Below are 23,244 nucleotides of genomic sequence, written 5' to 3' on the forward strand. Positions count from 1 at the left end.
TGCCAGGAGGAGTCCCGGGAACGACCCGAGATCGACCGATGCAGACAGCTGGAGGTGTGCGCGATGCTCAGCGAACGCAGACTCGAAGTGCTGCGCGCCATCGTCCAGGACTATGTCGGCACCGAGGAGCCCGTCGGTTCCAAGGCGCTCACGGAGCGGCACAAGCTGGGGGTCTCCCCGGCCACCGTCCGCAACGACATGGCGGTGCTGGAGGACGAGGGCTTCATCGCCCAGCCCCACACCAGCGCGGGGCGCATCCCGACGGACAAGGGTTACCGGCTCTTCGTCGACCGGCTCGCGGGCGTCAAGCCCCTGTCGTCGCCGGAGCGCAGGGCCATTCAGAATTTCCTCGACGGCGCGGTCGACCTCGACGATGTCGTGGGACGTACCGTACGGCTGCTCGCGCAGCTGACCCGGCAGGTCGCCGTCGTGCAGTACCCCTCGCTGACCCGCTCGACGGTGCGGCATGTGGAACTGCTGCTCCTGGCCCCCGCCCGGCTGATGCTCGTGCTGATCACGGACACCGGCCGGGTCGAACAGCGGCTGGTCGACTGCCAGACGCCGTTCGGTGAGACCTCTCTCGCCGATCTGCGGGCCCGGCTCAACAGCCGGGTGGTGGGACGCCGCTTCGCGGACGTCCCGCAGCTGGTGCAGGACCTGCCGGAATCCTTCGAGAGCGAGGACCGGGCGACCGTGTCCACCGTGCTCTCGATCCTGCTCGAAACCCTCGTCGAGGAGACGGAGGAGCGGCTGATGATCGGCGGCACCTCCAACCTCACCCGCTTCGGGCACGACTTCCCCGTGATGATCCGGCCGGTGCTGGAGGCATTGGAGGAGCAGGTCGTGCTGCTGAAGCTGCTCGGCGAGGCCAAGGACTCGGGCATGACCGTACGAATCGGGCATGAGAACGCCCACGAGGGACTCAACTCCACGTCCGTCGTCGCGGTCGGCTACGGTTCGGGCGACGAGGCAGTCGCCAAACTCGGCGTGGTCGGACCGACCCGCATGGACTACCCCGGAACGATGGGAGCGGTACGCGCAGTGGCACGTTACGTCGGACAGATCCTGGCGGAGTCGTAAGTGGCCACGGACTACTACGCCGTACTCGGCGTGCGCCGCGACGCTTCGCAGGACGAGATCAAGAAGGCATTCCGGCGGCTCGCACGCGAGCTGCACCCGGATGTGAACCCCGATCCGAAGACCCAGGAGCGGTTCAAGGAGATCAACGCCGCTTACGAGGTCCTCTCGGACGCGCAGAAGAAGCAGGTGTACGACCTCGGCGGCGACCCGCTGTCCGCCTCGGGCGGAGGTGGCGCGGGCGGATTCGGACAGGGCGGCTTCGGCAACTTCTCCGACATCATGGACGCGTTCTTCGGCACGGCGTCGCAGCGCGGACCCCGTTCGCGCACCCGGCGCGGCCAGGACGCCATGATCCGGCTGGAGATCGACCTCGCGGAGGCGGCCTTCGGCACCACCAAGGACATCCAGGTCGACACGGCCGTCGTCTGTACGACCTGTAGCGGAGAGGGTGCCGCACCCGGCACCTCGGCCCAGACCTGTGACATGTGCCGGGGCCGCGGCGAGGTCTCCCAGGTCACCCGGTCGTTCCTCGGCCAGGTCATGACCTCGCGGCCCTGCCCGCAGTGCCAGGGCTTCGGCACGGTCGTGCCGACGCCCTGCCCGGAGTGCGCCGGAGACGGCCGCATCCGCTCGCGGCGCACCCTCACCGTGAAGATCCCCGCGGGCGTCGACAACGGCACCCGCATCCAGCTCGCGGGCGAGGGCGAGGTCGGCCCCGGCGGCGGCCCGGCCGGTGACCTCTACGTCGAGATCCACGAGCTGCCGCACGCGGTGTTCCAGCGGCGCGGCGACGATCTGCACTGCACGGTCACCATCCCCATGACGGCGGCGGCCATCGGCACCAAGGTGCCGCTGGAGACGCTCGACGGACTGGAGGAGGTCGACATCAGGCCGGGCACCCAGTCCGGCCAGTCGGTCCCGCTGCACGGGCGCGGCATCACGCACCTGCGGGGCGGCGGTCGCGGCGACCTGATCGTGCACGTCGAGGTGATGACCCCGACGAAGATGGACCCCGAGCAGGAACGCCTCCTGCGGGAGCTGGCGAAACTGCGCGGCGAGGAGCGGCCCACCGGCCAGTTCCAGCCCGGCCAGCAGGGCCTGTTCTCCCGTCTGAAGGACGCCTTCAACGGGCGCTGATCCCACGCGTCACCACCGTACGGGCCTGGATTTCCGGGCCCGTACGGCATTGCGGACATATCGCGGTCACGGGGTGCGCATCACGGGACAGGACGGGCATGACACGATGCCGTCATGCCATCCGCGTTGACCGATCTCTGCCGGTATCCGATCGTGCAGGCCCCGATGGCGGGCGGAGTCTCCTGCCCGCAGCTCGTCGGAGCCGTGGCCGAGGCCGGCGGGCTCGGCTTCCTGGCCGCCGGGTACAAGACGGCGGACGGTATGTACAACGACGTCAAGCAGGTCCGCGGACTGACCGGCCAGCCCTTCGGCGTCAACCTCTTCATGCCGCAGCCCAACCTCGCCGACCCGAGCGCCGTCGACGTCTACCGGCACCAGCTCGCGGGCGAGGCCACCTGGTACGAGACCCCGCTCGGCGAGACCGAGTCCGACGGGGACGACGGCTACGAGGCCAAGCTCGCCATCCTGCTGGAGGACCCGGTCCCGGTCGTCTCCTTCACCTTCGGCTGCCCGACCCGCGACACCCTCGACGCGTTCGCCGCCGTGGGCACGTACACCGTCGTGACGGTCACCACGCCCGAGGAGGCCCAGGCCGCCCAGTGGGCCGGTGCCGACGCGGTCTGCGCCCAGGGCGTCGAGGCGGGCGGCCACCAGTCCACCCACCGCGACGACCCGCAGGCCGAGGGGATCGGCACCGGGCTCCTCAGCCTGGTGGCCCAGGTCCGCGAGACCGTGCAGATCCCGGTCATCGCCGCCGGCGGGCTGATGCGCGGCTCCCAGATCGCGGCGGTGCTCGCGGCCGGGGCCGATGCCGCGCAGCTCGGCACGGCCTTCCTGATCTGCCCGGAGTCCGGCGCCCACCTGCTGCACAAGCAGGCCCTGACCAACCCGCTGTTCGTCCGCACCACCCTGACCCGGGCCTTCTCCGGGCGCCCGGCCCGCGCTCTGGTCAACCGCTTCGTCCGCGAGCACGGGCCGTACGCCCCGGCCGCCTACCCGCAGATCCACCAGCTGACCGCACCGCTGCGCAAGGCGGCGGCCAAGGCCGGGGACGCGCAGGGCATGGCGCTGTGGGCAGGCCAGGGGCACCGGCTGGCACGCGAGCTGACGGCCGGCCGGCTCGTCGCCCTGCTCGTCGAGGAACTGGACGCCGCACGGGCGGCAGTGAGCACAAGGAGTACGCAGTGACGGCACCCGTCTTCGTCGTCGAGGAGATGCCCACGGGGCCCGGATTCGTCCTGGACGGCCCGGAGGGGCGGCACGCCGTCTCGGTCCGGCGCCTGCACGCCGGGGAGGAGGTCGTCCTGACGGACGGCCGGGGCCGCTGGGCACAAGGCGTGGTGTCCGCCGCCGAGGGCAAGGACCGGCTGGTGCTCGGCGGCCTGGAACCGGTCCACGAGGAACCCCGCCCCGGCCTCCGCATCACCGTCGTCCAGGCCCTCCCCAAGGGTGACCGGGGCGAGCTCGCCGTCGAGACGATGACGGAGACCGGCGTCGACGCGATCGTCCCCTGGCAGGCCGGGCGCTGCATCACCCAGTGGAGGGGCGACCGGGGCCTCAAGGCGCTGGCGAAGTGGCGCGGCACGGCCCGCGAGGCCGGCAAGCAGTCGCGCCGGGTGCGGTTCCCCGAGGTGGCGGACGCGATGACGACCAAGCAGGTCGCCGCGTTTCTGGCCACCGCCGACTTCGCGGCCGTACTGCACGAGGACCGCGGCTACCCCGGCGAACCGCTGGCCACCGCGGAGCTGCCGGAAGCGGGCGAGATCGTGCTCGTCGTCGGCCCGGAGGGCGGCGTATCGCCCGAGGAGCTGGCCGCGTTCGCCGCCGCCGGGGCCCGGACCTGCCGGCTCGGGCCGACCGTACTGCGTACGTCCACGGCGGGCACGGCGGCGACGGCCCTGCTGCTCGGCCGCACCGGCCGCTGGTCCTGAATCGGGCCGTTTCCCCGAACCTTGGCCGGTTCTGGCCGCAAGCGGTCTACCGCACCGTCAGGAGCGGTGGGAAGCTGCCCGTATGGGGACATCAAGGGCATGGCGCAATCGAAGGATCCGACGCTTTCCGGCCGTGGTCTGCCTCACCGGCACGGTCGTCGCCGGACTCTCGGCCTGCGACCCGGTCAACGGACTGAACTCCGCGTCCATCGCGGTGACGACCGATCAGACAGCCACCCGCGCGCTGGAGCACGAAGGCGTGCACGTGGACTGGCTGAGCTGCACGGCACGGACCGGCGGCGGCGCGAGCCCCGGCTCCCGGACGGGTTCGTCCACCCCCGTTACCAGCCGGATCGCGGACGTGGACTGCAACGGGCGCACCAAGGAGGGCAAGGACATCAGCCTCGACGGCAAGGTCGACCGGGAGGTCGAAGGCCGGTGCGTCAGCGGTGACATGACCGCGAAGGCGGCCGGGAAGACCGTCTTCCGCGCCACGATGCTCGGCAACTGCGATGCCGCGCCCTCCTCGTCCGCCCCGCCACGGCCCCCGGCGGGCGGCAGCGGGGGAGGCGCCCGGCCGACCGTGACGGTCACGGTGACGGTCACCGAATCGCCGCAGGGCAAGTGAGTGCACGGGACACCGAAGGAGTCGGACTCCGGCCAACTCCGTTTCCACGGCTGCGGCCTCGGCCTAGGGTGATCGCTGTGACACAGCCTTCCTACCTCCGGTATCCCCATGTCCAGGGCGACCTGATCGCCTTCACCGCCGAGGACGACGTCTGGCTCGCGCCGCTCGACGGCGGCCGCGCCTGGCGTGTCAGCGCGGACAACCGCCCCGTGGCCCAGCCGCGGATATCTCCCGACGGCACTCTCGTCGCCTGGACGTCCACCCGGGACGGGGCGCCGGAGGTGCACCTGGCCCCCGTCGACGGTGGCCCCTCCAAGCGGCTGACCTACTGGGGCGACGCGCAGACAGCCGTGCACGGCTGGACTCCGGAGAGCGAGGTACTGGTCCTCAGCACCCAGGGCCAGGTCTCGCTGCGCCGCACCTGGGCCCGCGCCGTACCGGTCGACGGGGGGCCCGCCCGGACCCTGCCGTACGGGCCGGTCGGCTCCCTCGCGTACGGGCCCGGCGTACGGATCCTGCTGCTTTCGGCCACCATGGGGCGCGAGGCCGCCAAGTGGAAGCGCTACCGGGGCGGCACGGCCGGAAAGCTCTGGATCGCGGCCGAGGGGGACCCGGCGGAGTTCGTCCGGGTCCACGAGGAGCTCGACGGCAACATCGAATGCCCGATGTGGGTGGGCGGGCGCATCGCCTTCCTCTCCGACCACGAAGGCGTCGGCGCGCTCTACTCCTCGCTCCCCGACGGCACCGAGCTGCGCCGGCACACCGGCGTCGAGAGCTTCTACGCCCGGCACGCCGCCACCGACGGCACCCGCGTCGTCTACGCCTCCGCCGGTCAACTGTGGCTCCTGGAGAGCCTGGAGAGCGACGGCCCCCGCCGCCTCGACATCCGGCTGGGCGGGCAGCGCGCCGACCTCCAGCCGCACCCCGTGCACGCCGGCAGCCACCTGAGCGCCGCGTCCCCGGACCGTACAGGCCGGGGCAGCGCGGTCGGGTCCCGCGGAGCCGTTCACTGGGTCACCCACCGCGAGGGCCCGGCCCGCGCACTCGCCGTCGAACCCGGCGTACGGGCCAGGCTGCCCCGCACCTTCCAGGCCGACGGCGACCAGCACGTCGTCTGGGTCACCGACGCCGAGGGCGACGACGCGCTGGAGTGCGCCCCCGCCACCGGCACCTCGCCCGACGCCGTGCCGCACCGCCTCGCCGCGGGACGGATCGGCCGGGTCCTCGACCTGGCGCCCGCCCCCGACGGCAGCCGGTTCGCCGTCGCCGCCCACGACGGACGGGTACTGATCGTCGAGCGGGAGAGCGGCGAGGTCCACGAGGTGGACCGCAGCGAGCACGGCGACGCCTCCGGTCTCGTCTTCTCGCCCGACTCCTCCTGGCTCGCCTGGTCGCACCCCGGCCCCGAGCCGCTGAGCCAGCTCAAGCTCGCCCAGCTGGCAGACCTGACGGTCGCGGAGGCGACCCCGCTGCGGTTCCGGGACTTCGCACCCGCCTTCACCCCGGACGGAAAGCACCTGGCCTTCCTCTCCGAGCGCGCCTTCGACCCGGTCTACGACTCACACGTCTTCGACCTGGCCTTCATCGGCGGCTGCCGGCCGCACCTGCTGACGCTCGCCGCGACCACCCCCTCCCCGTTCGGGCCGCAGCTGCACGGCCGCCCGACCGAGCGGGAGAAGAGCGGCGAGGGCGATGACAACCCCACCGCGCTCCCGGTCACCCGCATCGACCTGGACGGCCTCGCGGACCGGATCGTCGCCCTGCCCGTAGAGGCGGGCAGCTACTCCTCGCTGCGGGCCGCGAAGGACGGACTCCTCTGGCTGCGCCACCCGGTCGTCGGGGTCCTCGGCACGAGCGCCGCCACGCCCGACGCCCGCCGCCCCGAGACCGTGCTGGAGCGGTACGACCTGGAGAAGCTGCGCTGCGAGGAACTCGCCTCCGACGTCGCCCGGTTCGCGGTCAGCGGCGACGGCAGGCGGCTGGTGCTGCACAGCCGGGGCGCCCTGCGCGTCGTACCGTCCGACAGTCGCGTCGCGGCGGGCTCCGACGACGACCACGACGGCGACGGCAGCGTCACCGTCGGCCTCTCCCGGATCCGCCGCACCCTGGACCCGGCCGCCGAGTGGCGGCAGATGTACGAAGAGGCCGGCCGCATCATGCGGGACAATTTCTGGCGCCCCGACATGGGCGGCGTCGACTGGGCGGGAGTTCTGGACCGCTACCGGCCGGTGCTGGAGCGCGTCGCCACCCACGACGACCTCATCGACCTGCTGTGGGAGGTACAGGGCGAACTCGGCACCTCCCACGCCTATGTGCACCCGGCCGGCGGCTGGCACGACGACTCGGCCCGCCAGGGCCTGCTCGGCGCCGACCTCTCCCGCGCCGAGGACGGGAGCTGGCGCATCGACCGGATCCTGCCCTCCGAGACCTCCGACCCGGCCGCCCGCGCACCGCTCGCCGCCCCGGGCGTCGCCGTCCGTGCGGGGGACGCGATCCTCGCGGTCGACGGCCACCCCGTGGACCGCGTCACCGGCCCCGGACCGCTGCTCACCGGCTCGGCCGGCCACCCGGTCGAGCTCACCGTCGCACCGGCCGACGGCGGCGACCCGCGCCATGTCGTCGTCGTACCGATCGCGGACGAGGAGCCGCTGCGCTACCACGCGTGGGTCGCCGACCGGCGCGCTTACGTCCACGAGCACTCCGGCGGGCGCCTCGGCTACGTCCACGTCCCCGACATGGCCGGCCCCGGCTGGGCCCAGATCCACCGCGACCTGCGCACCGAGGTCGCCCGCGAAGGGCTGGTGGTGGACGTCCGGGAGAACCGGGGCGGCCACATCTCGCAGCTGATCGTGGAGAAGCTGGGCCGCCGCATCGTCGGCTGGGACCTGCCCCGCGGCAGGCAGGCCCACAGTTACCCGGGCGACGCGCCGCGCGGGCCGGTCGTCGCGGTGGCGGACGAGTTCTCCGGTTCCGACGGCGACATCGTGAACGCGGCGATCAAGCTGATGGGCATCGGCCCGGTGGTCGGCACCCGCACCTGGGGCGGCGTCGTGGGCATCGACAGCCGGTACCGGCTGGTGGACGGCACGCTGGTCACCCAGCCCAAGTACGCCTTCTGGATGGAGGGGTACGGCTGGGGCGTCGAGAACCACGGCGTCGATCCGGACGTCGAGGTCGTCATGACGCCGCAGGACCGGGCGGCGGGGCGGGATCCGCAGCTGGACGAGGCGATCCGGATCGCGCTGGAGTCGCTGACCAGGACCCCCGCGAAGACGGCGCCGACGCTGCCGTAAGCGGCTCCGCCCCGGACCCCCCGCACATCGAGCGGGGGGTCCGGGGACAGCGCCCCGCTAGGCTGCCCCGTAACCGATCACCGAGACAGAAGGAGTACCCCCGTGGCAGGAGAACCGCAGCCCGACTGCCTGTTCTGCAAGATCGTCTCGGGTGAGATCCCGGCCACCATCATCCGGGAGACCGACACCACCGTCGCCTTCCGCGACATCAACCCCCAGGCACCCACGCACGTGCTCGTCATCCCGCGCCTCCACCACCCCGACGCCGCCTCCCTGGCCGCCGCCGAACCGCAGGTCCTCGCGGACGTGGTGCGCGAGGCCGGGCAGGTCGCCGCCGACGAGAAGATCGCGGACAGCGGCTACCGGATCGTGTTCAACACCGGTGCGGGCGCCGGGCAGACCGTCTTCCACGCGCACGCCCACGTCCTGGGCGGCCGCGGCCTCCAGTGGCCCCCCGGCTAGGGCCGGGCCACCGCACACCGTGTCCGCACGTGAACTCGTCGTCCTGGGTACCGCCAGCCAGGTCCCGACCCGGCACCGCAACCACAACGGCTACCTGCTGCGCTGGGACGGCGAGGGCCTCCTCTTCGACCCCGGCGAGGGCACCCAGCGCCAGATGCTGCGGGCCGGTGTCGCCGCGCACGACATCAACCGGATCTGCGTCACGCACTTCCACGGCGACCACTCGCTCGGCCTGGCCGGGGTGATCCAGCGGATCAACCTCGACCAGGTCCCGCACCCCGTCGCCGCGCACTACCCGGCGAGCGGACAGCACTTCTTCGACCGGCTGCGGTACGCGACCGCCTACCGCGAGTCCGTCGAGCTGGACCAGGCCCCGGTCGCCGCCGACGGGCCGCTGGCCACCACGGACGCGTACACACTCAGCGCCCACAAGCTGTCCCACCCCGTCGAGTCGTACGGCTACCGCCTCGTCGAGCCCGACAGGCGCCGCATGCTGCCCGCCCGGCTCGCGGAACACTCCATCGCCGGACCCGACATCGGCCGGATCCAGCGCGAGGGCGCCCTCGGCGGAGTCACCCTCGACGACGTCTCCGAGCACAGGCGCGGACAGCGGTTCGCGTTCATCATGGACACCAGGCTCTGCGACGGCGTGTACGCGCTCGCCGAGGGATGCGACATGCTGGTCATCGAGTCGACCTTCCTCGACGAGGACGAACGGCTGGCCACCGACCACGGCCACCTCACCGCCGGACAGGCGGCCCGGGTGGCGCGGGAAGCGGGCGTACGGCACCTCGTGCTCACCCACTTCTCGCAGCGCTACCCGGACCCAGGGGTCTTCGAGACCCAGGCCCGCGCCACCGGATTCGAGGGCGAACTCACCGTCGCCCGGGACCTGATCACGATCCCGGTCCCCACGCGTCACCAGTAACAACACCAGTACCACCTGCGTTAGCGAGAAACCGTGCACCTCCCCAAAGCAGAACTCCACCTCCACATCGAAGGAACCCTCGAACCCGAGCTGGCCTTCGAGCTCGCCGCCCGCAACGGCGTGCACCTCCCGTACGCGGACACCGAAGCGCTGCGCACCGCCTACCTCTTCGACGATCTGCAGAGCTTCCTCGATCTGTACTACGCGCTGATGGCGGTGCTGCGGACCGAGGACGACTTCACCGAGCTCGCCGACGCCTATCTCGCCCGCGCCGCGGCCCAGGGTGTGCGGCACGCGGAGATCTTCTTCGACCCGCAGGCGCACACCGCCAGAGGCGTCCCGATCGGCGCGGTCGTCGAAGGGCTCGGCCGGGCGCTGGAGCGCGGCGAGGAGAAGCACGGCATCTCCACCCAGCTGATCATGTGCTTCCTGCGCGACCGCTCCGCCGAATCCGCGCTGGAGACCCTGGAGGCCGCGAAGCCGCACCTGCACCGCATCAGCGCGATCGGCCTGGACTCCGCGGAGGTCGGCCACCCGCCCGCCAAGTTCCGTGAGGTGTACGCCGCCGCGGAGGCGCTCGGGCTGCGCAAGGTCGCGCACGCAGGCGAGGAGGGGCCGCCGGAGTACATCCGGGAGGCGCTCGACGTCCTCGGCGTGGAGCGCATCGACCACGGGCTGCGCTGCATGGAGGACCCGGAGCTGGTGGAGCGGCTGGTCGCGGACCGGGTGCCGCTCACCCTCTGCCCGCTGTCCAACGTACGGCTGCGGGCCATCGACACCCTGGAGGAGCACCCGCTGCGGGCCATGATGGACACGGGGCTGCTCTGCACGGTGAACTCCGACGACCCCGCCTACTTCGGCGGATACGTCGGAGACACCTTCCACGCCGTCCACGAGGCGCTGGGCCTGGAGCGCGAACAGCTGCGCACCCTGGCCCGCAACTCCTTCGAGGCGGCCTTCCTCGACCACGACGAGGAGCGCAGGGCGCGCTACCTGTCCGAGGTCGAGGCGTACGCGTTCGACTGACCGTCCGCCCCGGCCGGGGCGGCTGTCCGGAACGCACTCCTGACCAGTCGCCTGCGGCGCAGCTCGGGCAGGCTGAGTTCCGTGACGGCCTGCTCGGGCGCGCCGAGCCTGGGCACGGCGCCGGGCACCGCGCCGGTGGTGACGGCGAGCAGGGCCGCCGGAGCACCGCCCCTGCGGCGCACCGACCCCGGCACCAGCGGACGGCCACCGGTGTGCAGGGCGACGGCCGTCACGGGGACCGCGACCAGCAGCGTCACGGCGCCCAGGATCAGCCCCATCACCGGATAGCCGGACGCCTCGGACAGCACGCTGCCCAGCACCGGCCCGCAGGCCACGCCCACCGAGGAGGCCGAGCCGGCGAGGACCGCCCAGCGGCCGCGTACGTCCAGTGAGGCGGCCAGACCGATCAGGTAGGACAGGACCACCGGGTAGAAGGTGTTCCACACGATCTCGCCGGTCGCGAACGAGCGGAGGCCGCTCGCGGAGGAGCTGAGCACGATCATCGCCGCGATGATCACGGTGCCCAGCCCGATCGGGACCGCGCGTCCGAGCCGTGCGCCCAGTAGCCCGGCGCCCATCACACCGAGCAGCCCGGCGCCGAGCGCGGCGGCGAAGACCGCTCCTATGGAGACTTCGGAGAGCCCCACCTGCACTATCCCGATGCGGCTGCTGACGCCCCACAGCGCGTTCTGCGCCATCGACCAGATGAGCATGCCGCCCGCGAGCACCAGTCCGGAGCGGCGGTGCGGCAGCCGGCCGGCGGCGGGGACGGCGGGGCCCGCGGGCACCGCGCCGCCCAGCCGGGACGTGGCGGGCCAGACGAGAAGCGCGACCAGGGCGATCGAGGCGAACGGCAGCCGGTGCCCGCCGCCCAGATGAGGGATCGTCAGGTAGAGGACGCCGGCGGTCGCGGAGACGCTGAGCAGCCCCAGGGACGAGGTCCGGTGCGGATCGCGCTGGGCGGCGATGCCCGCCGCGGCGACCGCGGTCGCCGTGCCGGAGCCGAAGCCGCCGACGACCACACCCATGACCACCAGCGGTACGGAACCGGCCAGCGCCGCGCAGCCGTAGCCGAGCGCGGCCAGCGTCAGTCCGATCCGCGCGGGTCTGCGCGGCCCGTACGTCTCGACCCGGCCCGCCAGGCAGACCCCGGCACAGGCCGAACTCAGCAGCAGGGCACTGCCGACCAGACCGCCCTGGGCCGGGCTGAGGCCCAGATAGACGGAGAGCCTCCCCACGATGGTGGGGAGCAGATATGAGGCGAGGTAGCCGGCGGTGAACACGGTGACCAGCGGCCACGCGGCGCGAGGGCGCGAGGACATGGGCGTTCCTGAAGACATGCCGGAAGAGGCGGGAGAAGACAGAGGGGGGTAAGGCGAAAAAGCAGAGAACGAAGGAAATGCGAAGAAGTCGACACACTCGTCGGAAAACGCCTCCAACGGTGCTCGCGGGCCAATTTGTATCAAGCGCCCCGCCCGACCGAAAGTCGCCTCGCTGTGATCTGAGCCACTTATGTGTTTGTCGCGTTGATATGCGGGTAACAACGCATGTTTACGCAGGTCAGGCTCTGTGTGAACGGACTCGGCGTGGACCCCCCGAACGGCGGAGTGAATCGGGCACACTGGCCGGAACTGCCACGACCGGGGAGTGCAAGGTGAGCACTGGGATGCCAGGAATCGACCCACTGGACGGACTGCGCGCGCCGCAGGACCCGGACTGCGACGTCTTCCTCACCGGCACGGTCTTCCTCGACATCATCTTCACCGGACTGGACAGCGCCCCCGTGCGCGGCACCGAGTCCTGGGCGCGCGGCATGGGCTCCAGCCCCGGCGGGGTCGCCAACATGGCCACCGCCCTGGCCCGGCTCGGCCTGCACACCTCACTGGCCGCGGCCTTCGGCGACGACCACTACGGCGAGTACTGCTGGGACGCCCTGGAGCAGGGTGAGGGCATCGACCTCTCGATGTCGCACACCGTGCGCGGCTGGCACTCCCCGGTGACCGTCTCCATGGCGTACGAGGGCGAGCGGACGATGGTCTCGCACGGCCACGAGGCCCCGCCGCCCGCCGAACCCGGCCCGGCCGCCGCCGCCTTCCCCCAGTGCCCGCCCCGGGCCCGCGCCGCCGTCGCCTCGCTCGTCCCGGGCCGCAGCGAGCCGTGGGTGGCCTCGGCGGCCCGCAGCGGCGCCATGGTCTTCGCGGACGTCGGCTGGGACGAGACCGGCCGCTGGGACCTGGCCGGGCTGACCGACCTGGCGCACTGCCAGGCGTTCCTCCCCAACGCGCAGGAGGCCATGCGCTACACCCGCACCGACTGCCCCCGCGCAGCCGCGCACGCGCTCGCCGAGCACGTACCGCTCGCCGTCGTCACCCTCGGTGCGGAGGGCGCCTACGCGGTCGACTCGGCCACCGGTACCGCCGCAGAGGTCCCCGCGATCGCGGTCGAGGCGCTCGACCCGACCGGCGCGGGAGACGTCTTCGTCGCCGGGTTCGTCACCGGCACCCTGGCCAACTGGCCGCTCGCGGACCGGCTCGCCTTCGCCGGACTCACCGCCGCCCTCTCCGTCCAGGAGTTCGGCGGCTCGCTCTCGGCCCCCGGCTGGGCGGAGATCGCCGCCTGGTGGCAGCAGGTCCGCACCTGCGCCGCCCAGGACCCGGCGGCGCTCCAGCGGTACGCGTTCCTCCAGGACCTGCTTCCGGCAGCGGCCCGGCACTGGCCGCTGCGCAGGGCCGTCCCGACGATCGGCTTCCGGCCGTGACCGGGCGGGCCGCGCCCCGCCCGGGAAAACCTCTCGGTGTTGTCAGTGCGGAGTCGTAGGCTTGGTACTCCAGAGGTTGTCGAGCAGCGAGAACCCTGCAACGGGAGGTATGCGCAGGCCCGAGGGCCGGCCCATGACTCAGACACCAACACAGCCGCAGGCGCGTGCCCACATCAGGATCCCGGCCGCACACCCCATGGTGATGCTCCTGGGTTCGGGCGACTCGCTGCTGCGCGTGATCGAAGCGGCGTTCCCGGAAGCCGACATCCACGTCCGGGGCAATGAGATAAGCGCGACGGGGAACACGGCGGAAATCGCCCTGATCCAGCGCCTGTTCGACGAGATGGTGCTGGTGCTCCGCACCGGTCAGCCGATGACGGAGGACGCTGTGGAACGTTCGATCGCGATGCTCAGGGCCACCGACAACGGCCAGGCGGACGGCGCGGAGACCCCGGCCGAGGTGCTCACCCAGAACATCCTCTCCAGCCGCGGCCGCACGATCCGCCCGAAGACCCTCAACCAGAAGCGCTACGTCGACGCGATCGACAAGCACACGATCGTGTTCGGCATCGGCCCCGCCGGTACCGGCAAGACCTACCTCGCCATGGCCAAGGCGGTACAGGCCCTGCAGTCCAAACAGGTCAGCCGGATCATCCTGACCCGGCCCGCGGTCGAGGCGGGGGAGCGGCTCGGCTTCCTGCCCGGCACGCTCTTCGACAAGATCGACCCGTACCTGCGCCCGCTCTACGACGCGCTGCACGACATGCTCGACCCCGACTCGATCCCCCGGCTGATGGCGGCGGGCACTATCGAGGTCGCGCCGCTGGCGTACATGCGTGGGCGTGCCCAGCCCGTCTTTACCAACGTCCTGACGCCGGACGGCTGGCGTCCGATCGGCACACTGGAGGTCGGCGACCTCGTCATCGGCTCCGATGGCGCGCCCACGCCCGTGCTCGGGGTGTACCCGCAAGGCGAGAAAGACATCTACCGCGTCAGCGCCCAGGACGGCTCCTGGACCCTGTGCTGCGGTGAGCACCTGTGGACGGTCCGTACGGCGGCGGACAAGCGGCGGGACAAGCCGTGGCGGGTCCTGGAGACCAAGGAGATGATCGGCGACCTTCGCGCGGCGCACGCCCGGCGCTACGAGCTTCCCATGCTCACCGCTCCGGTAAGCTTCCCCGAGCGCGAGGTTCCGATGGACCCGTACGCGTTGGGTCTGTTGCTGGGCGACGGCTGCCTGACCGGGTCGACGACCCCTTCGTTCGCCACCGAGGATCCTGAGCTCGCCGATGCGCTGGAAAGCGCCCTCCCGGGCGTTTCCGTACGGCACAAGGGCGGGCCCGACTACGTTCTGAACCGGGTGAAGGCTCCGGGCGACGTGGTCACGCTGGAGAACCCAGTCACTCGTTCGCTGCGTGAACTCGACCTGGTGGGCACGCGCTCGCACTCCAAGTTCGTACCGGACGCATACCTCTTCAACTCCGCCGACGTCCGTCTTGCCGTTCTTCAAGGACTGCTGGACGCGGACGGGGGGCCCGTCACTCAGACGGACCGAACATGCCGCGTCCAGTACTCAACAGCATCGATCATGCTGCGCGACGACGTGATCGCCCTCGTGCAGTCCCTGGGTGGGGTCGCGCACACCCGCCGGAGGGCCGCTGAAGGGTGTGCACCAGGACTCGCGCGGGGCCGCGAGGTCCATCACCGCTACGACGCGCACATCGTCGACATCCGGCTCCCCGAGGGCATCGAGCCCTTCCGCCTGGCCCGTAAGGCCGAGAAGTACCGTGCGGCCGGCGGCGGCGGACGCCCCATGCGTTTCATCGACAGCATCGAACCGGCCGGCCGCGAGGAAGCCGTGTGCATCCAGGTCGCGGCCGAGGACTCGCTGTACGTGACCCAGGACTACCTGCTGACGCACAACACCCTCAACGACGCCTTCATCATCCTGGACGAGGCGCAGAACACCAGCGCCGAGCAGATGAAGATGTTCCTCACCCGGCTCGGCTTCGACTCGAAGATCGTCGTCACCGGTGACGTCACCCAGGTCGACCTGCCGAACGGGACCAAGAGCGGGCTGCGTCAGGTGCAGGACATTCTGGAGGGCATCGACGACGTGCACTTCTCCCGGCTCACGTCCCAGGATGTCGTCCGGCACAAGCTGGTCGGCCGTATCGTCGACGCGTACGAGAAGTACGACAGCCAAGGCGAGCAGCACGGCCAGGCCGGCAAGGGCCAGGGCCGTCACAACGGGAAGCAGTAGCAGCGCACCATGTCGATCGACGTCAACAACGAGTCCGGAACCGAGGTCGACGAGCAGGCGATCCTCGACATCGCCCGCTACGCACTCGCCCGGATGCGGATCCACCCGCTCTCCGAGCTCTCGGTGATCGTGGTGGACACCGACGCCATGGAACAGCTCCACATCCAGTGGATGGACCTGACGGGTCCGACCGATGTCATGTCCTTCCCGATGGACGAGCTGCGTCCGCCGGCCAAGGACGAGGAGGAGCCCCCGCAGGGGCTCCTCGGTGACATCGTGCTCTGCCCGGAGGTCGCCAAGAAGCAGGGCGAGGACGCCGAGACGCGGCACTCCATGGACGAGGAGCTCCAGCTCCTCACCGTCCACGGGGTGCTGCACCTGCTCGGTTACGACCACGAGGAGCCGGACGAGAAGGCCGAGATGTTCGGCCTCCAGGCGGCGATCGTGGACGGCTGGCGCGGTGAGCGCGGTATGACCGGCCCGTCGCCCGCCCCCACCGTCTCGTGAGCCTGCCGCTCGTCTTCGGCGTCGTCCTGCTGGTCGTCGTCGGCTGGCTCGCGGCGTGTGCCGAGGCCGGTATCGCGCGTACGTCCAGCTTCCGGGCGGCCGAGGCGGTCCGCTCGGGCCGGCGCGGCGGCGACAAGCTGGAACAGGTCGCGGCCGACCCCACCCGCTATCTCAACGTCGCCCTGCTGGTGCGGGTCGCCTGCGAGATGGCCGCCGGGGTGCTGGTCACCTACGCCAGTCTCCAGGAACTCCCGGAGACCTGGGAGGCGCTGGCCGTCGCCATGGGGGTGATGGTCCTCGTCTCCTACGTCGCCATCGGGGTCTCGCCGCGCACCATCGGCCGCCAGCACCCGCTGAACACCGCCACGGCGGCCGCGTACGTACTGCTGCCGCTGGCCAGGATCATGGGCCCGATCCCGCAGTTGCTGATCCTCCTCGGCAACGCGCTGACGCCGGGCAAGGGGTTCCGCAAGGGCCCGTTCGCCAGTGAGGCGGAACTGCGGGCCATGGTCGACCTCGCGGAGCAGGAGTCGCTGATCGAGGACGAGGAGCGCCGCATGGTGCACTCCGTCTTCGAGCTCGGTGACACGCTCGTGCGCGAGGTGATGGTGCCGCGCACCGACCTGGTCTGCATCGAGCGCTACAAGACGATCCGGCAGGCGCTCACCCTCGCGCTGCGCTCCGGCTTCTCGCGGATCCCGGTCACCGGGGAGAACGAGGACGACATCGTCGGGATCGTCTATCTCAAGGACCTGGTCCGCAAGACGCACATCAACCGGGAGTCGGAGGCCGATCTCGTCTCCACCGCGATGCGCCCCGCGGCGTTCGTGCCCGACACGAAGAACGCCGGGGACCTGCTGCGCGAGATGCAGCAGGACCGCAGCCACGTCGCCGTCGTGATCGACGAGTACGGCGGCACGGCGGGCATCGTCACCATCGAGGACATCCTTGAGGAGATCGTCGGCGAGATCACCGACGAGTACGACCGCGAACTCCCGCCGGTCCAGGAGCTGGAGAACGGCTGCTTCCGGGTCACCGCACGCCTCGACATCGGGGATCTCGGTGAGCTGTTCGGCCTCGACGAGTACGACGACGAGGACGTGGAGACGGTCGGCGGGCTGCTAGCGAAGGCGCTGGGCCGGGTCCCGATCGCGGGTGCGTCCTCGGAGGTGGAGCTGCCCGACGGGCGCCGGTTGCGGCTCACCGCCGAATCCCCGGCGGGCCGCCGGAACAAGATCGTCACGGTGCTGGTGGAGCCGCTGGCCCCGCCCGAGGAGGAGGCGGCCGCATGACTCCCCAGGAGCTGAGGGCGTTCTGCCTGGAGTTCAACGCGAGCACCGAGGAGTTCCCGTTCGGGCCGGAGGCGTCCGTCTTCAAGGTGCTCGGCAAGATGTTCGCGCTGAGCGCGCTGGACAGGCGGCCGCTGACGGTGAACCTCAAGTGCGACCCCGACGACGCGGTGCGGCTCCGGGAGGAGTACGAGGCCGTGGCGCCGGGGTGGCACATGAACAAGCGGCACTGGAACACCGTGACGGTGTCGGGGCTGCCGGCGGCGAAGCTGCGTGAGCTGATCGAGGACAGTTACGACCTGGTGGTGGCGGGGCTGCCGCGGGCGGAGCGGTTGAGGCTGGACCGGGGGTAGGCGGGTGGTTTCGGGGGCTCCGCTCCCGGGCCCCCGCTCCTCAATCGCCGGAGGGGCTTGAATGTGCCGCGGCCGGGCTTGATTCTGCCGCGGCCGGGCTTGAGACGGTTCTCAGGCCCGTCGCCACCACTCCCGCCCCGATGATCAGCAGGCCCGCAGCCACCGCCACCGCTGTCCGGGCTCCGTCGAACAGCGAGCTGTCGGCCGTCGCGATCACGCCGAGCAGCGGGATGCCGACCGTGAGGCCCACCTGCTGGGTGGTGGTGACGAGGCCCGTCGCCAGGCCCTGTTCCTCGTTCGGCACACCAGAGGTGACGGTCAGCCCGTACGCGATGATCGCGCCGAGGTGGCAGACGCTGGCCAGCGAGACCGCGGCGGTCGCCAGCCAGACGCCCGAGTCCGTGCCGAGGCCCAGCAGCGCCGCGACGAACAGTCCCTGGCCGAGCAGCGAGAAGGACAGGGTCCGCCGGGCGCCGATCCGGCCGATCACCTTCGGGGCGTAGACCCCGGCCACCACGGAGGCGAGGCCCTGCACCCCGAAGACCAGCCCGGTCCCGAACGCGGAGAGGTCCAGTACCTCCTGGAGATACAGGGTCAGGACGAAGACGACGGTGGTCATCATCGAGAAGGTGAGCAGCCCGCCCAGGTTGCCGAAGGCCACCGTGCGGCGGCGCAGCATCGGCAGCGAGACCAGCGGGGTCGTCGCGCGCGATTCGACGACGGCGAAGGCGATGAGCAGCGCGACCCCGAGGACGAGGGCGATCTGTACGTCCCCGCGCCCGAAGCCGTGCTCGGCCGCCGTGGAGAGGGCGTAGATCAGGGCGAGGAGCCCGCCGGTGACCGTGGCCACGCCGGGGATGTCGAGCCGCGGCCGGTCCGGCGTGCGGGACTCCGTGAGCAGTGCGGGGGCCGTCGCGAGCACCGCCACCGCGGCCACCGTCAGCAGCCCCATCGTGGAGCGCCAGCCCAGGGTGTCGGTCAGTGTGCCGCCGGCCACCATGCCGACGGTGAAGCCGAGGGAGAGCAGCGTGCCGCTGATGCCGAGCGCGCGGTCGCGCAGCGGGCCCTCCGGGAACGTCGTGGTGAGCAGGGACATCCCGGTCGGCACGATCACCGCGGCGCCGAGCCCCTGGAGCGCCCGCCCGGTGAGGAACGCGGCCGGGTTCCAGGCGAGGGTGGCCAGCAGTGACGCGGCCCCGAAGACGGCGAGGCCGGCGAGGAACATCCGGCGGCGCCCGTAGAGGTCCGCGATCCGGCCGAAGAGGAGCAGGAATCCGCCGGACGGCAGCGCGAACGCCGTGATCGCCCACTGCAGACCGGACCGGCTGAGGCCGAGGTCGTCACCGAGGACGGGCAGCGCCACGTTCAGTACCGAGAAGTCGAGGGACACCATGAACTGGGCGGCGCACAGGACGAGGAGCACCAGCCGGGCCCGGCCGGAGAACCGGTCCGGGGCAGGGGGTGCGGGGGGAATGACAGCTTCTTGAGCCGGGGGATGGATCGCCATGCCCATGAGCCTGCGGCCGCCGGAATATCCGTGGGGAGCGGGAACTTATCCTGTTGGCCGCACCACCAGGCAGGCGCGGGCCCGGACACCAGGGGGAGTACGTGGGCACACCGGCCCGGATCACGGCGGACGAGGGCAAGGCGCACCGTCTCGGCGAGCTGCGGGAATTCCTGATGAGCAGGCGGGCGCGGGTCAGCCCGTCGGAGGCCGGTCTCCCGGACGGCGGTGCCCGGCGCCGTACCCCGGGGCTGCGCCGCGAGGAGGTCGCCGTCCTCGCCGGGGTGGGCGTCTCCTGGTACCAGTGGCTGGAGCAGGGCCGGGACATCACCGTGTCGCCGCAGGTGCTGGACGCGGTGGCCCGGGTGCTGCGGCTCAGCAGCGCCGAACGCCGCCACCTCTACGTGCTCGCCGGGCTCAACCCGCCCGCCGCCGAGGTCGATCCGGCCCACGCGGACATGTGCGACGGCCTGCAGCGGCTGCTGGACCGCTGGATGCCGTTCCCGGCCCACATCATGGACGCGTACTGGAACGTCATCCTGTACAACGACGCGGCCGCGACGGTGATGGGGATGGGGCCGGGCCGGACGCAGAACTGCGTGATCGACTTCTTCACGGACCCGGTCCACCGCGCCCGGCGCAAGGACTGGCAGGAGATCGCGGCCCAGGTCGTCGCCCAGTTCCGGGCCGCCTGCTCGGAATGCCCCGACGACGAGGGCTTCCGGGCGATCGTGGCGGAGGCGAAGGAGCGCAGCCCCGAGTTCGCCGAGCTCTGGGAGCGGCGGGACATCGCGCCCGGCGGCCAGATGCGCAAGGAGCTGAACCACCCGGTGGTGGGCGCCCTGGTCGTGGAGGCCACCCAGCTGCGCGTCCCGGCCCGCCCGGACCTGGTGATCGTGCTGCACAACCCGTGGCCGGGCACCGGAACCGAGGAGAAGTTCCGCCTGCTGGCCTCCCCGGAGGGGCGCCGGGGCATGATGCGCCAGGTCCAGGGATGAGACGGCCGGGCGCCCGGATGCCGCGCGGGTCCGTACGGTTCGTATGCTCGGCACATGAGCGATAGCACCGACCTCGGCGCCGAGGACCGCAAGATCGTCACGCTGGCGCGCAGCGCCCGCGCCCGCAACGGTGTGCCGGAGGGCGCGGCCGTACGGGACGAGACCGGACGTACGTATGTGGCGGGCACGGTGGAGCTGGAGTCGCTGCGCCTGAGCGCGCTGCGGACGGCCGTCGCCATGGCCGTGGCGAGCGGCGCCACCTCGCTGGAGGCGGCCGCGGTCGTCTCGGAGGCCGAGGCGCCCTCACCGGAGGACCGGGCCGCCGTACGGGACCTGGGAGGGGCGGACACCCCGGTGCTGCTCGCCGGGCCGGACGGGGTGCTGCGGCTCACCGTGACGGCGGGCTGACCTTCGCAGGACCGGCACATCGGGTGCGAACGCCCGGCGCCCCATCGGTGCCGGGCGTTCGCACACGATGTGCCGGAAGCATGGATCTTGACAGTATCTGATGGTCCATCAGTCAGCGCATTTCGCTTCCATTGACTTCTTTTCGGCCGGAGTCATCAATGGCCCCCTGCCGGCGCGGAAGAGCCGCCGCGCCGCACATTCCGCAGGAGGGGGCTCCATGAGTCCAGCCATTCGAAGATCCGACAGCCCGGGAACGCGGCGTCGAAGCCGCCGCCGGGCCGCCGCGCTGGGGGTGGGCGCCCTCGTGGTCACCGGGGGAGGGCTGCTCGCCGGACCCGCCCAGGCCATGGCGGCGGCATCCGTGGCGGTGGACTTCCCGACCCACTGCATCCCGCCCGCGATCGCCGGCATCCCGCCGATCGACGGGACGACCTCCGCACAGATCAGCGTCGACAACGCGGCCCCGAAGGTCGGCGACACGGTCACCGTGACGTACACCGTCGTCAAACCGGCCGCGAGCAACCCGGTCGATCTGGCGCTGCCCGCCGACATCATGACGCCGACCGGCAAGGTCACCGTCGCCGGGGCGCAGTCCGCCGACATCACGGTGGCGGGACCGAAGAAGAACGATCCGGTGCCCGGCAAGGGCGAGTTCCCGTCGTTCTCCATTACCGGCACGTTCACGGTCACCGCGCCGGGCGAGATCACCCTCTCGCCCGGCGACTACAACATTCACACCAGCTACATCATGGAGCTGGACACCCCCTGCACGGTCACCGATCCGCCCGCGCCCGTCTCCCAGACGGTCATCGCGACGGACGGCGGCGGCCAGGTCAACGAACGGGCCATCCAGCTCGGTGCGGCCTCCGGCGCGGCCGGTGACCAGGTCACCGTGACCGGTTCGAAGTTCACCGCGGGCGCGTCCGTCACCCTCGCCGGCCGGGCCGGGGACGCCCAGACCGGTGACACCGCGACGGCCACCGCGGACGGTTCGGGCGGCTTCACCGGGCAGCTCACCGTCAACGACCCGGCGACCACCGGAATCGTCGCCTACGAGGGCGCCGCCTGGGACGCCGCCAAGGGTGCGGGCCCCCAGGCCTACACCGTCACCGGTGGCGGGGAGACACCGGACGGCAGCCAGAAGCTGACCTCGACCGTCAAGGCGGGCACGCTCTCCATGTCGCAGGCCGGGGACTCCGTCGAACTGTCTGCGGTCGACTTCGGCAAGGGCGGCGCCTCCACCGGCGCCCTGCGGACGGTGACGGTCAAGGACTTCCGCGGCGGCCCCGCGGGCTGGTCGCTGACCGGCAAGGTCACCGACTTCAAGGGCCCGGCCGGTGCCACGATCGGCGCCTCCGCGCTCGGCTGGAGCCCGGCCTGTGCGACGAAGGCCGGCAGCCCGAGCACCTGCGCCGCGGGTTCGAAGGGTTCGGTCGGCAGCGCGGGAGCCACCCTGGCCTCCACGCCGAACGGCGCCTTCACCGGAGGCGAGTTCACCGTCGACGCCGGGCTGTCGCTGGACGTGCCGGAGTACGCGGCCGCCGGCACCTACTCCGGAGTTTTCACCCTCACCCTGACGTGAGCCGAGAGCGCTGATCAACCGGTGGGCCGGGCGCGCACCCGGCCGGTCCACCCACCCCGCCAACGCGTGCACCCTGGGGGCCCGCACCGTGCGCAAGCTGTCCGTACTCCTGCTGTCCCTGCTGTCCGCAGCACTGCTCCTGCTGGGCGCCCCCGCGGCGGGCGCCGCCGACAACGGCAGCTGGTCGGTCTTCCCGGCCACCACCGCCACCGGCACCCGGCCGTACTTCTACCTCTCGGCCGACCCCGGAGCCACCCTCACCGACAAGGTGACCGTCAAGAACAAGACCGCCGCCCCGCTGACCTTCCGGCTGTACGCGGCCGACGCCTACAACACCGAACGAGACGGCGGATTCGCGGTCCGCGCCCGGAACGAGAAGCAGCGCTCCGTCGGCGCCTGGGCCACCACCGGCCGCGACCGGATCACCGTGAAACCGCACGGCTCTGTCACCGTGCCCGTCACGATCAAGGTCCCCGAGGACGCCGAACCGGGCGACCACCCCGGCGCCCTCGTCGCGCTGGACGAGCGCACCGACCCCGCCGACGCGGGCGCGGTGGCCGTCGGCATCCAGCAGGCCGTCGGCGCCCGGATCTATCTGCGGGTCAACGGCCCGACGATGCCCGCGCTCTCCGTGGACGACGTCAGGATCGAGCACACCCAGCCACTCGTCCCCGGCACCGGAAAGTCCCGCGCCGTCATCTCGTACACGCTCCACAACCGGGGCAACGTCACCCTCAGCCCCAAGGTCGCGCTCAAAGCGGAGGGGCTCTTCGGCCGCACCCTGCTCGCCCGCGACCTCAAACGGATCCCGTCCGAGCTGCTGCCCCGCCAGGAGGTCCGGCTCACCGAGGAGTGGAAGGGCGCGCCGCAGCTGGAGTGGGGCGAGGTCAAGCTGACCGCCAGCGCCCGCGACACCCGCGAGTCCGCCGCCGCCGGGTACTTCGCGCTGCCCTGGCTGGTCGCCGGGGTGCTCCTGGTGCTGCTCGCCGGGGGCGCGGGGCTGTGGATACGGGCACGCCGGAGCCGTCCCCGTACGGCCTGAGACGAGCGACCCGGCGGCGCCGTCGGCCGCCTTGGTGCGGCAGTGCCGCCGGGAT

20 protein-coding genes are annotated in these 23,244 nt (G+C 71.9%); 18 read left to right on the forward strand and 2 right to left on the reverse strand.

Going from position 1 to position 23,244, the window contains the following annotated elements:
- Positions 1-63: 63 nt before the first annotated feature.
- The 9 genes from hrcA to RLT59_RS26840 all read left to right on the forward strand — a co-directional run bounded on the left by hrcA (position 64) and on the right by RLT59_RS26840 (position 10,485).
- Positions 64-1,080: a heat-inducible transcriptional repressor HrcA gene (hrcA, locus tag RLT59_RS26800; RefSeq protein ID WP_073735980.1), complete on the forward strand. Its 1,017-nt coding sequence runs from the start codon at positions 64-66 to the stop codon at positions 1,078-1,080.
- Positions 1,081-2,217, forward strand: a complete 1,137-nt coding sequence (gene dnaJ / locus RLT59_RS26805) for a molecular chaperone DnaJ (RefSeq protein WP_311305754.1) — start codon at positions 1,081-1,083, stop codon at positions 2,215-2,217. It abuts the gene before it with no gap.
- A 114-nt stretch (positions 2,218-2,331) separates the two neighbouring features.
- Entirely contained in the window at positions 2,332-3,405 is a 1,074-nt protein-coding gene (locus RLT59_RS26810; RefSeq protein ID WP_311305755.1) for a nitronate monooxygenase, read from the forward strand.
- On the forward strand, positions 3,402-4,148 hold the full coding sequence (locus RLT59_RS26815) for a 16S rRNA (uracil(1498)-N(3))-methyltransferase (protein ID WP_311305756.1): 747 nt from the start codon (positions 3,402-3,404) through the stop codon (positions 4,146-4,148). Before RLT59_RS26810 ends, RLT59_RS26815 begins: the two co-directional genes overlap by 4 nt.
- A gap of 133 nt (positions 4,149-4,281) precedes the next feature.
- Positions 4,282-4,776, forward strand: coding sequence for a hypothetical protein (locus tag RLT59_RS26820; RefSeq protein WP_311305757.1), 495 nt, complete (start codon positions 4,282-4,284; stop codon positions 4,774-4,776).
- Positions 4,777-4,853: 77 nt separating this feature from the next.
- A complete protein-coding gene (locus RLT59_RS26825; protein WP_311305758.1) occupies positions 4,854-8,069 on the forward strand; it encodes a S41 family peptidase in 3,216 nt (1,071 codons plus the stop codon).
- A gap of 102 nt (positions 8,070-8,171) precedes the next feature.
- Complete coding sequence (locus RLT59_RS26830) at positions 8,172-8,531, forward strand: histidine triad nucleotide-binding protein (RefSeq protein ID WP_311305759.1); 360 nt, start codon at positions 8,172-8,174, stop codon at positions 8,529-8,531.
- A gap of 19 nt (positions 8,532-8,550) precedes the next feature.
- A complete protein-coding gene (locus RLT59_RS26835; RefSeq protein WP_311305760.1) occupies positions 8,551-9,459 on the forward strand; it encodes a ribonuclease Z in 909 nt (302 codons plus the stop codon).
- A 33-nt stretch (positions 9,460-9,492) separates the two neighbouring features.
- The gene (locus tag RLT59_RS26840) at positions 9,493-10,485 is read left to right on the forward strand and encodes an adenosine deaminase (RefSeq protein WP_311305761.1); all 993 of its coding nucleotides are present in this window, start codon (positions 9,493-9,495) and stop codon (positions 10,483-10,485) included.
- Here RLT59_RS26840 and RLT59_RS26845 read toward each other — a convergent pair.
- Positions 10,449-11,807, reverse strand: a complete 1,359-nt coding sequence (locus tag RLT59_RS26845) for an MFS transporter (RefSeq protein WP_311305762.1) — start codon at positions 11,805-11,807, stop codon at positions 10,449-10,451. The two genes, RLT59_RS26840 and RLT59_RS26845, sit on opposite strands and share 37 nt — an antisense overlap.
- A 332-nt stretch (positions 11,808-12,139) precedes the next feature.
- Between RLT59_RS26845 and RLT59_RS26850 the strand changes: the two genes are divergently transcribed.
- From RLT59_RS26850 to RLT59_RS26870, 5 genes are all read left to right on the forward strand, one after another.
- The gene (locus RLT59_RS26850; RefSeq protein WP_311305763.1) at positions 12,140-13,243 is read left to right on the forward strand and encodes a carbohydrate kinase family protein; all 1,104 of its coding nucleotides are present in this window, start codon (positions 12,140-12,142) and stop codon (positions 13,241-13,243) included.
- Between the two features lie 133 nt (positions 13,244-13,376).
- Positions 13,377-15,506, forward strand: coding sequence for a PhoH family protein (locus tag RLT59_RS26855; protein WP_311305764.1), 2,130 nt, complete (start codon positions 13,377-13,379; stop codon positions 15,504-15,506).
- A 9-nt stretch (positions 15,507-15,515) separates the two neighbouring features.
- Positions 15,516-16,013 carry an rRNA maturation RNase YbeY gene (gene ybeY / locus RLT59_RS26860; RefSeq protein WP_311305765.1) on the forward strand — a complete coding sequence of 166 codons (498 nt, stop codon included), beginning with the start codon at positions 15,516-15,518 and terminating at the stop codon, positions 16,011-16,013.
- Positions 16,010-17,305 carry a hemolysin family protein gene (locus tag RLT59_RS26865; protein WP_311305766.1) on the forward strand — a complete coding sequence of 432 codons (1,296 nt, stop codon included), beginning with the start codon at positions 16,010-16,012 and terminating at the stop codon, positions 17,303-17,305. Before ybeY ends, RLT59_RS26865 begins: the two co-directional genes overlap by 4 nt.
- A complete protein-coding gene (locus RLT59_RS26870) occupies positions 17,302-17,655 on the forward strand; it encodes an MmcQ/YjbR family DNA-binding protein (protein WP_311305767.1) in 354 nt (117 codons plus the stop codon). Before RLT59_RS26865 ends, RLT59_RS26870 begins: the two co-directional genes overlap by 4 nt.
- A 40-nt stretch (positions 17,656-17,695) precedes the next feature.
- Here the strand turns inward: RLT59_RS26870 and RLT59_RS26875 are convergent, their stop codons facing one another.
- Positions 17,696-19,162, reverse strand: a complete 1,467-nt coding sequence (locus tag RLT59_RS26875) for an MFS transporter (protein ID WP_311305768.1) — start codon at positions 19,160-19,162, stop codon at positions 17,696-17,698.
- A gap of 101 nt (positions 19,163-19,263) precedes the next feature.
- Here RLT59_RS26875 and RLT59_RS26880 point away from each other — a divergent pair, with 101 nt between their 5' ends.
- From RLT59_RS26880 to RLT59_RS26895, 4 genes are all read left to right on the forward strand, one after another.
- Positions 19,264-20,157, forward strand: a complete 894-nt coding sequence (locus RLT59_RS26880; RefSeq protein ID WP_311305769.1) for a helix-turn-helix transcriptional regulator — start codon at positions 19,264-19,266, stop codon at positions 20,155-20,157.
- Between the two features lie 54 nt (positions 20,158-20,211).
- Complete coding sequence (locus RLT59_RS26885) at positions 20,212-20,565, forward strand: cytidine deaminase-like protein (protein ID WP_311305770.1); 354 nt, start codon at positions 20,212-20,214, stop codon at positions 20,563-20,565.
- 217 nt (positions 20,566-20,782) lie between these two features.
- On the forward strand, positions 20,783-22,147 hold the full coding sequence (locus RLT59_RS26890; protein WP_311305771.1) for a beta-xylosidase: 1,365 nt from the start codon (positions 20,783-20,785) through the stop codon (positions 22,145-22,147).
- Positions 22,148-22,235: 88 nt separating this feature from the next.
- Positions 22,236-23,189: a WxL protein peptidoglycan domain-containing protein gene (locus RLT59_RS26895; RefSeq protein ID WP_311305772.1), complete on the forward strand. Its 954-nt coding sequence runs from the start codon at positions 22,236-22,238 to the stop codon at positions 23,187-23,189.
- Positions 23,190-23,244 lie beyond the last annotated feature (55 nt).

This window comes from Streptomyces sp. ITFR-6, from assembly GCF_031844725.1.
Classification (GTDB): domain Bacteria; phylum Actinomycetota; class Actinomycetes; order Streptomycetales; family Streptomycetaceae; genus Streptomyces.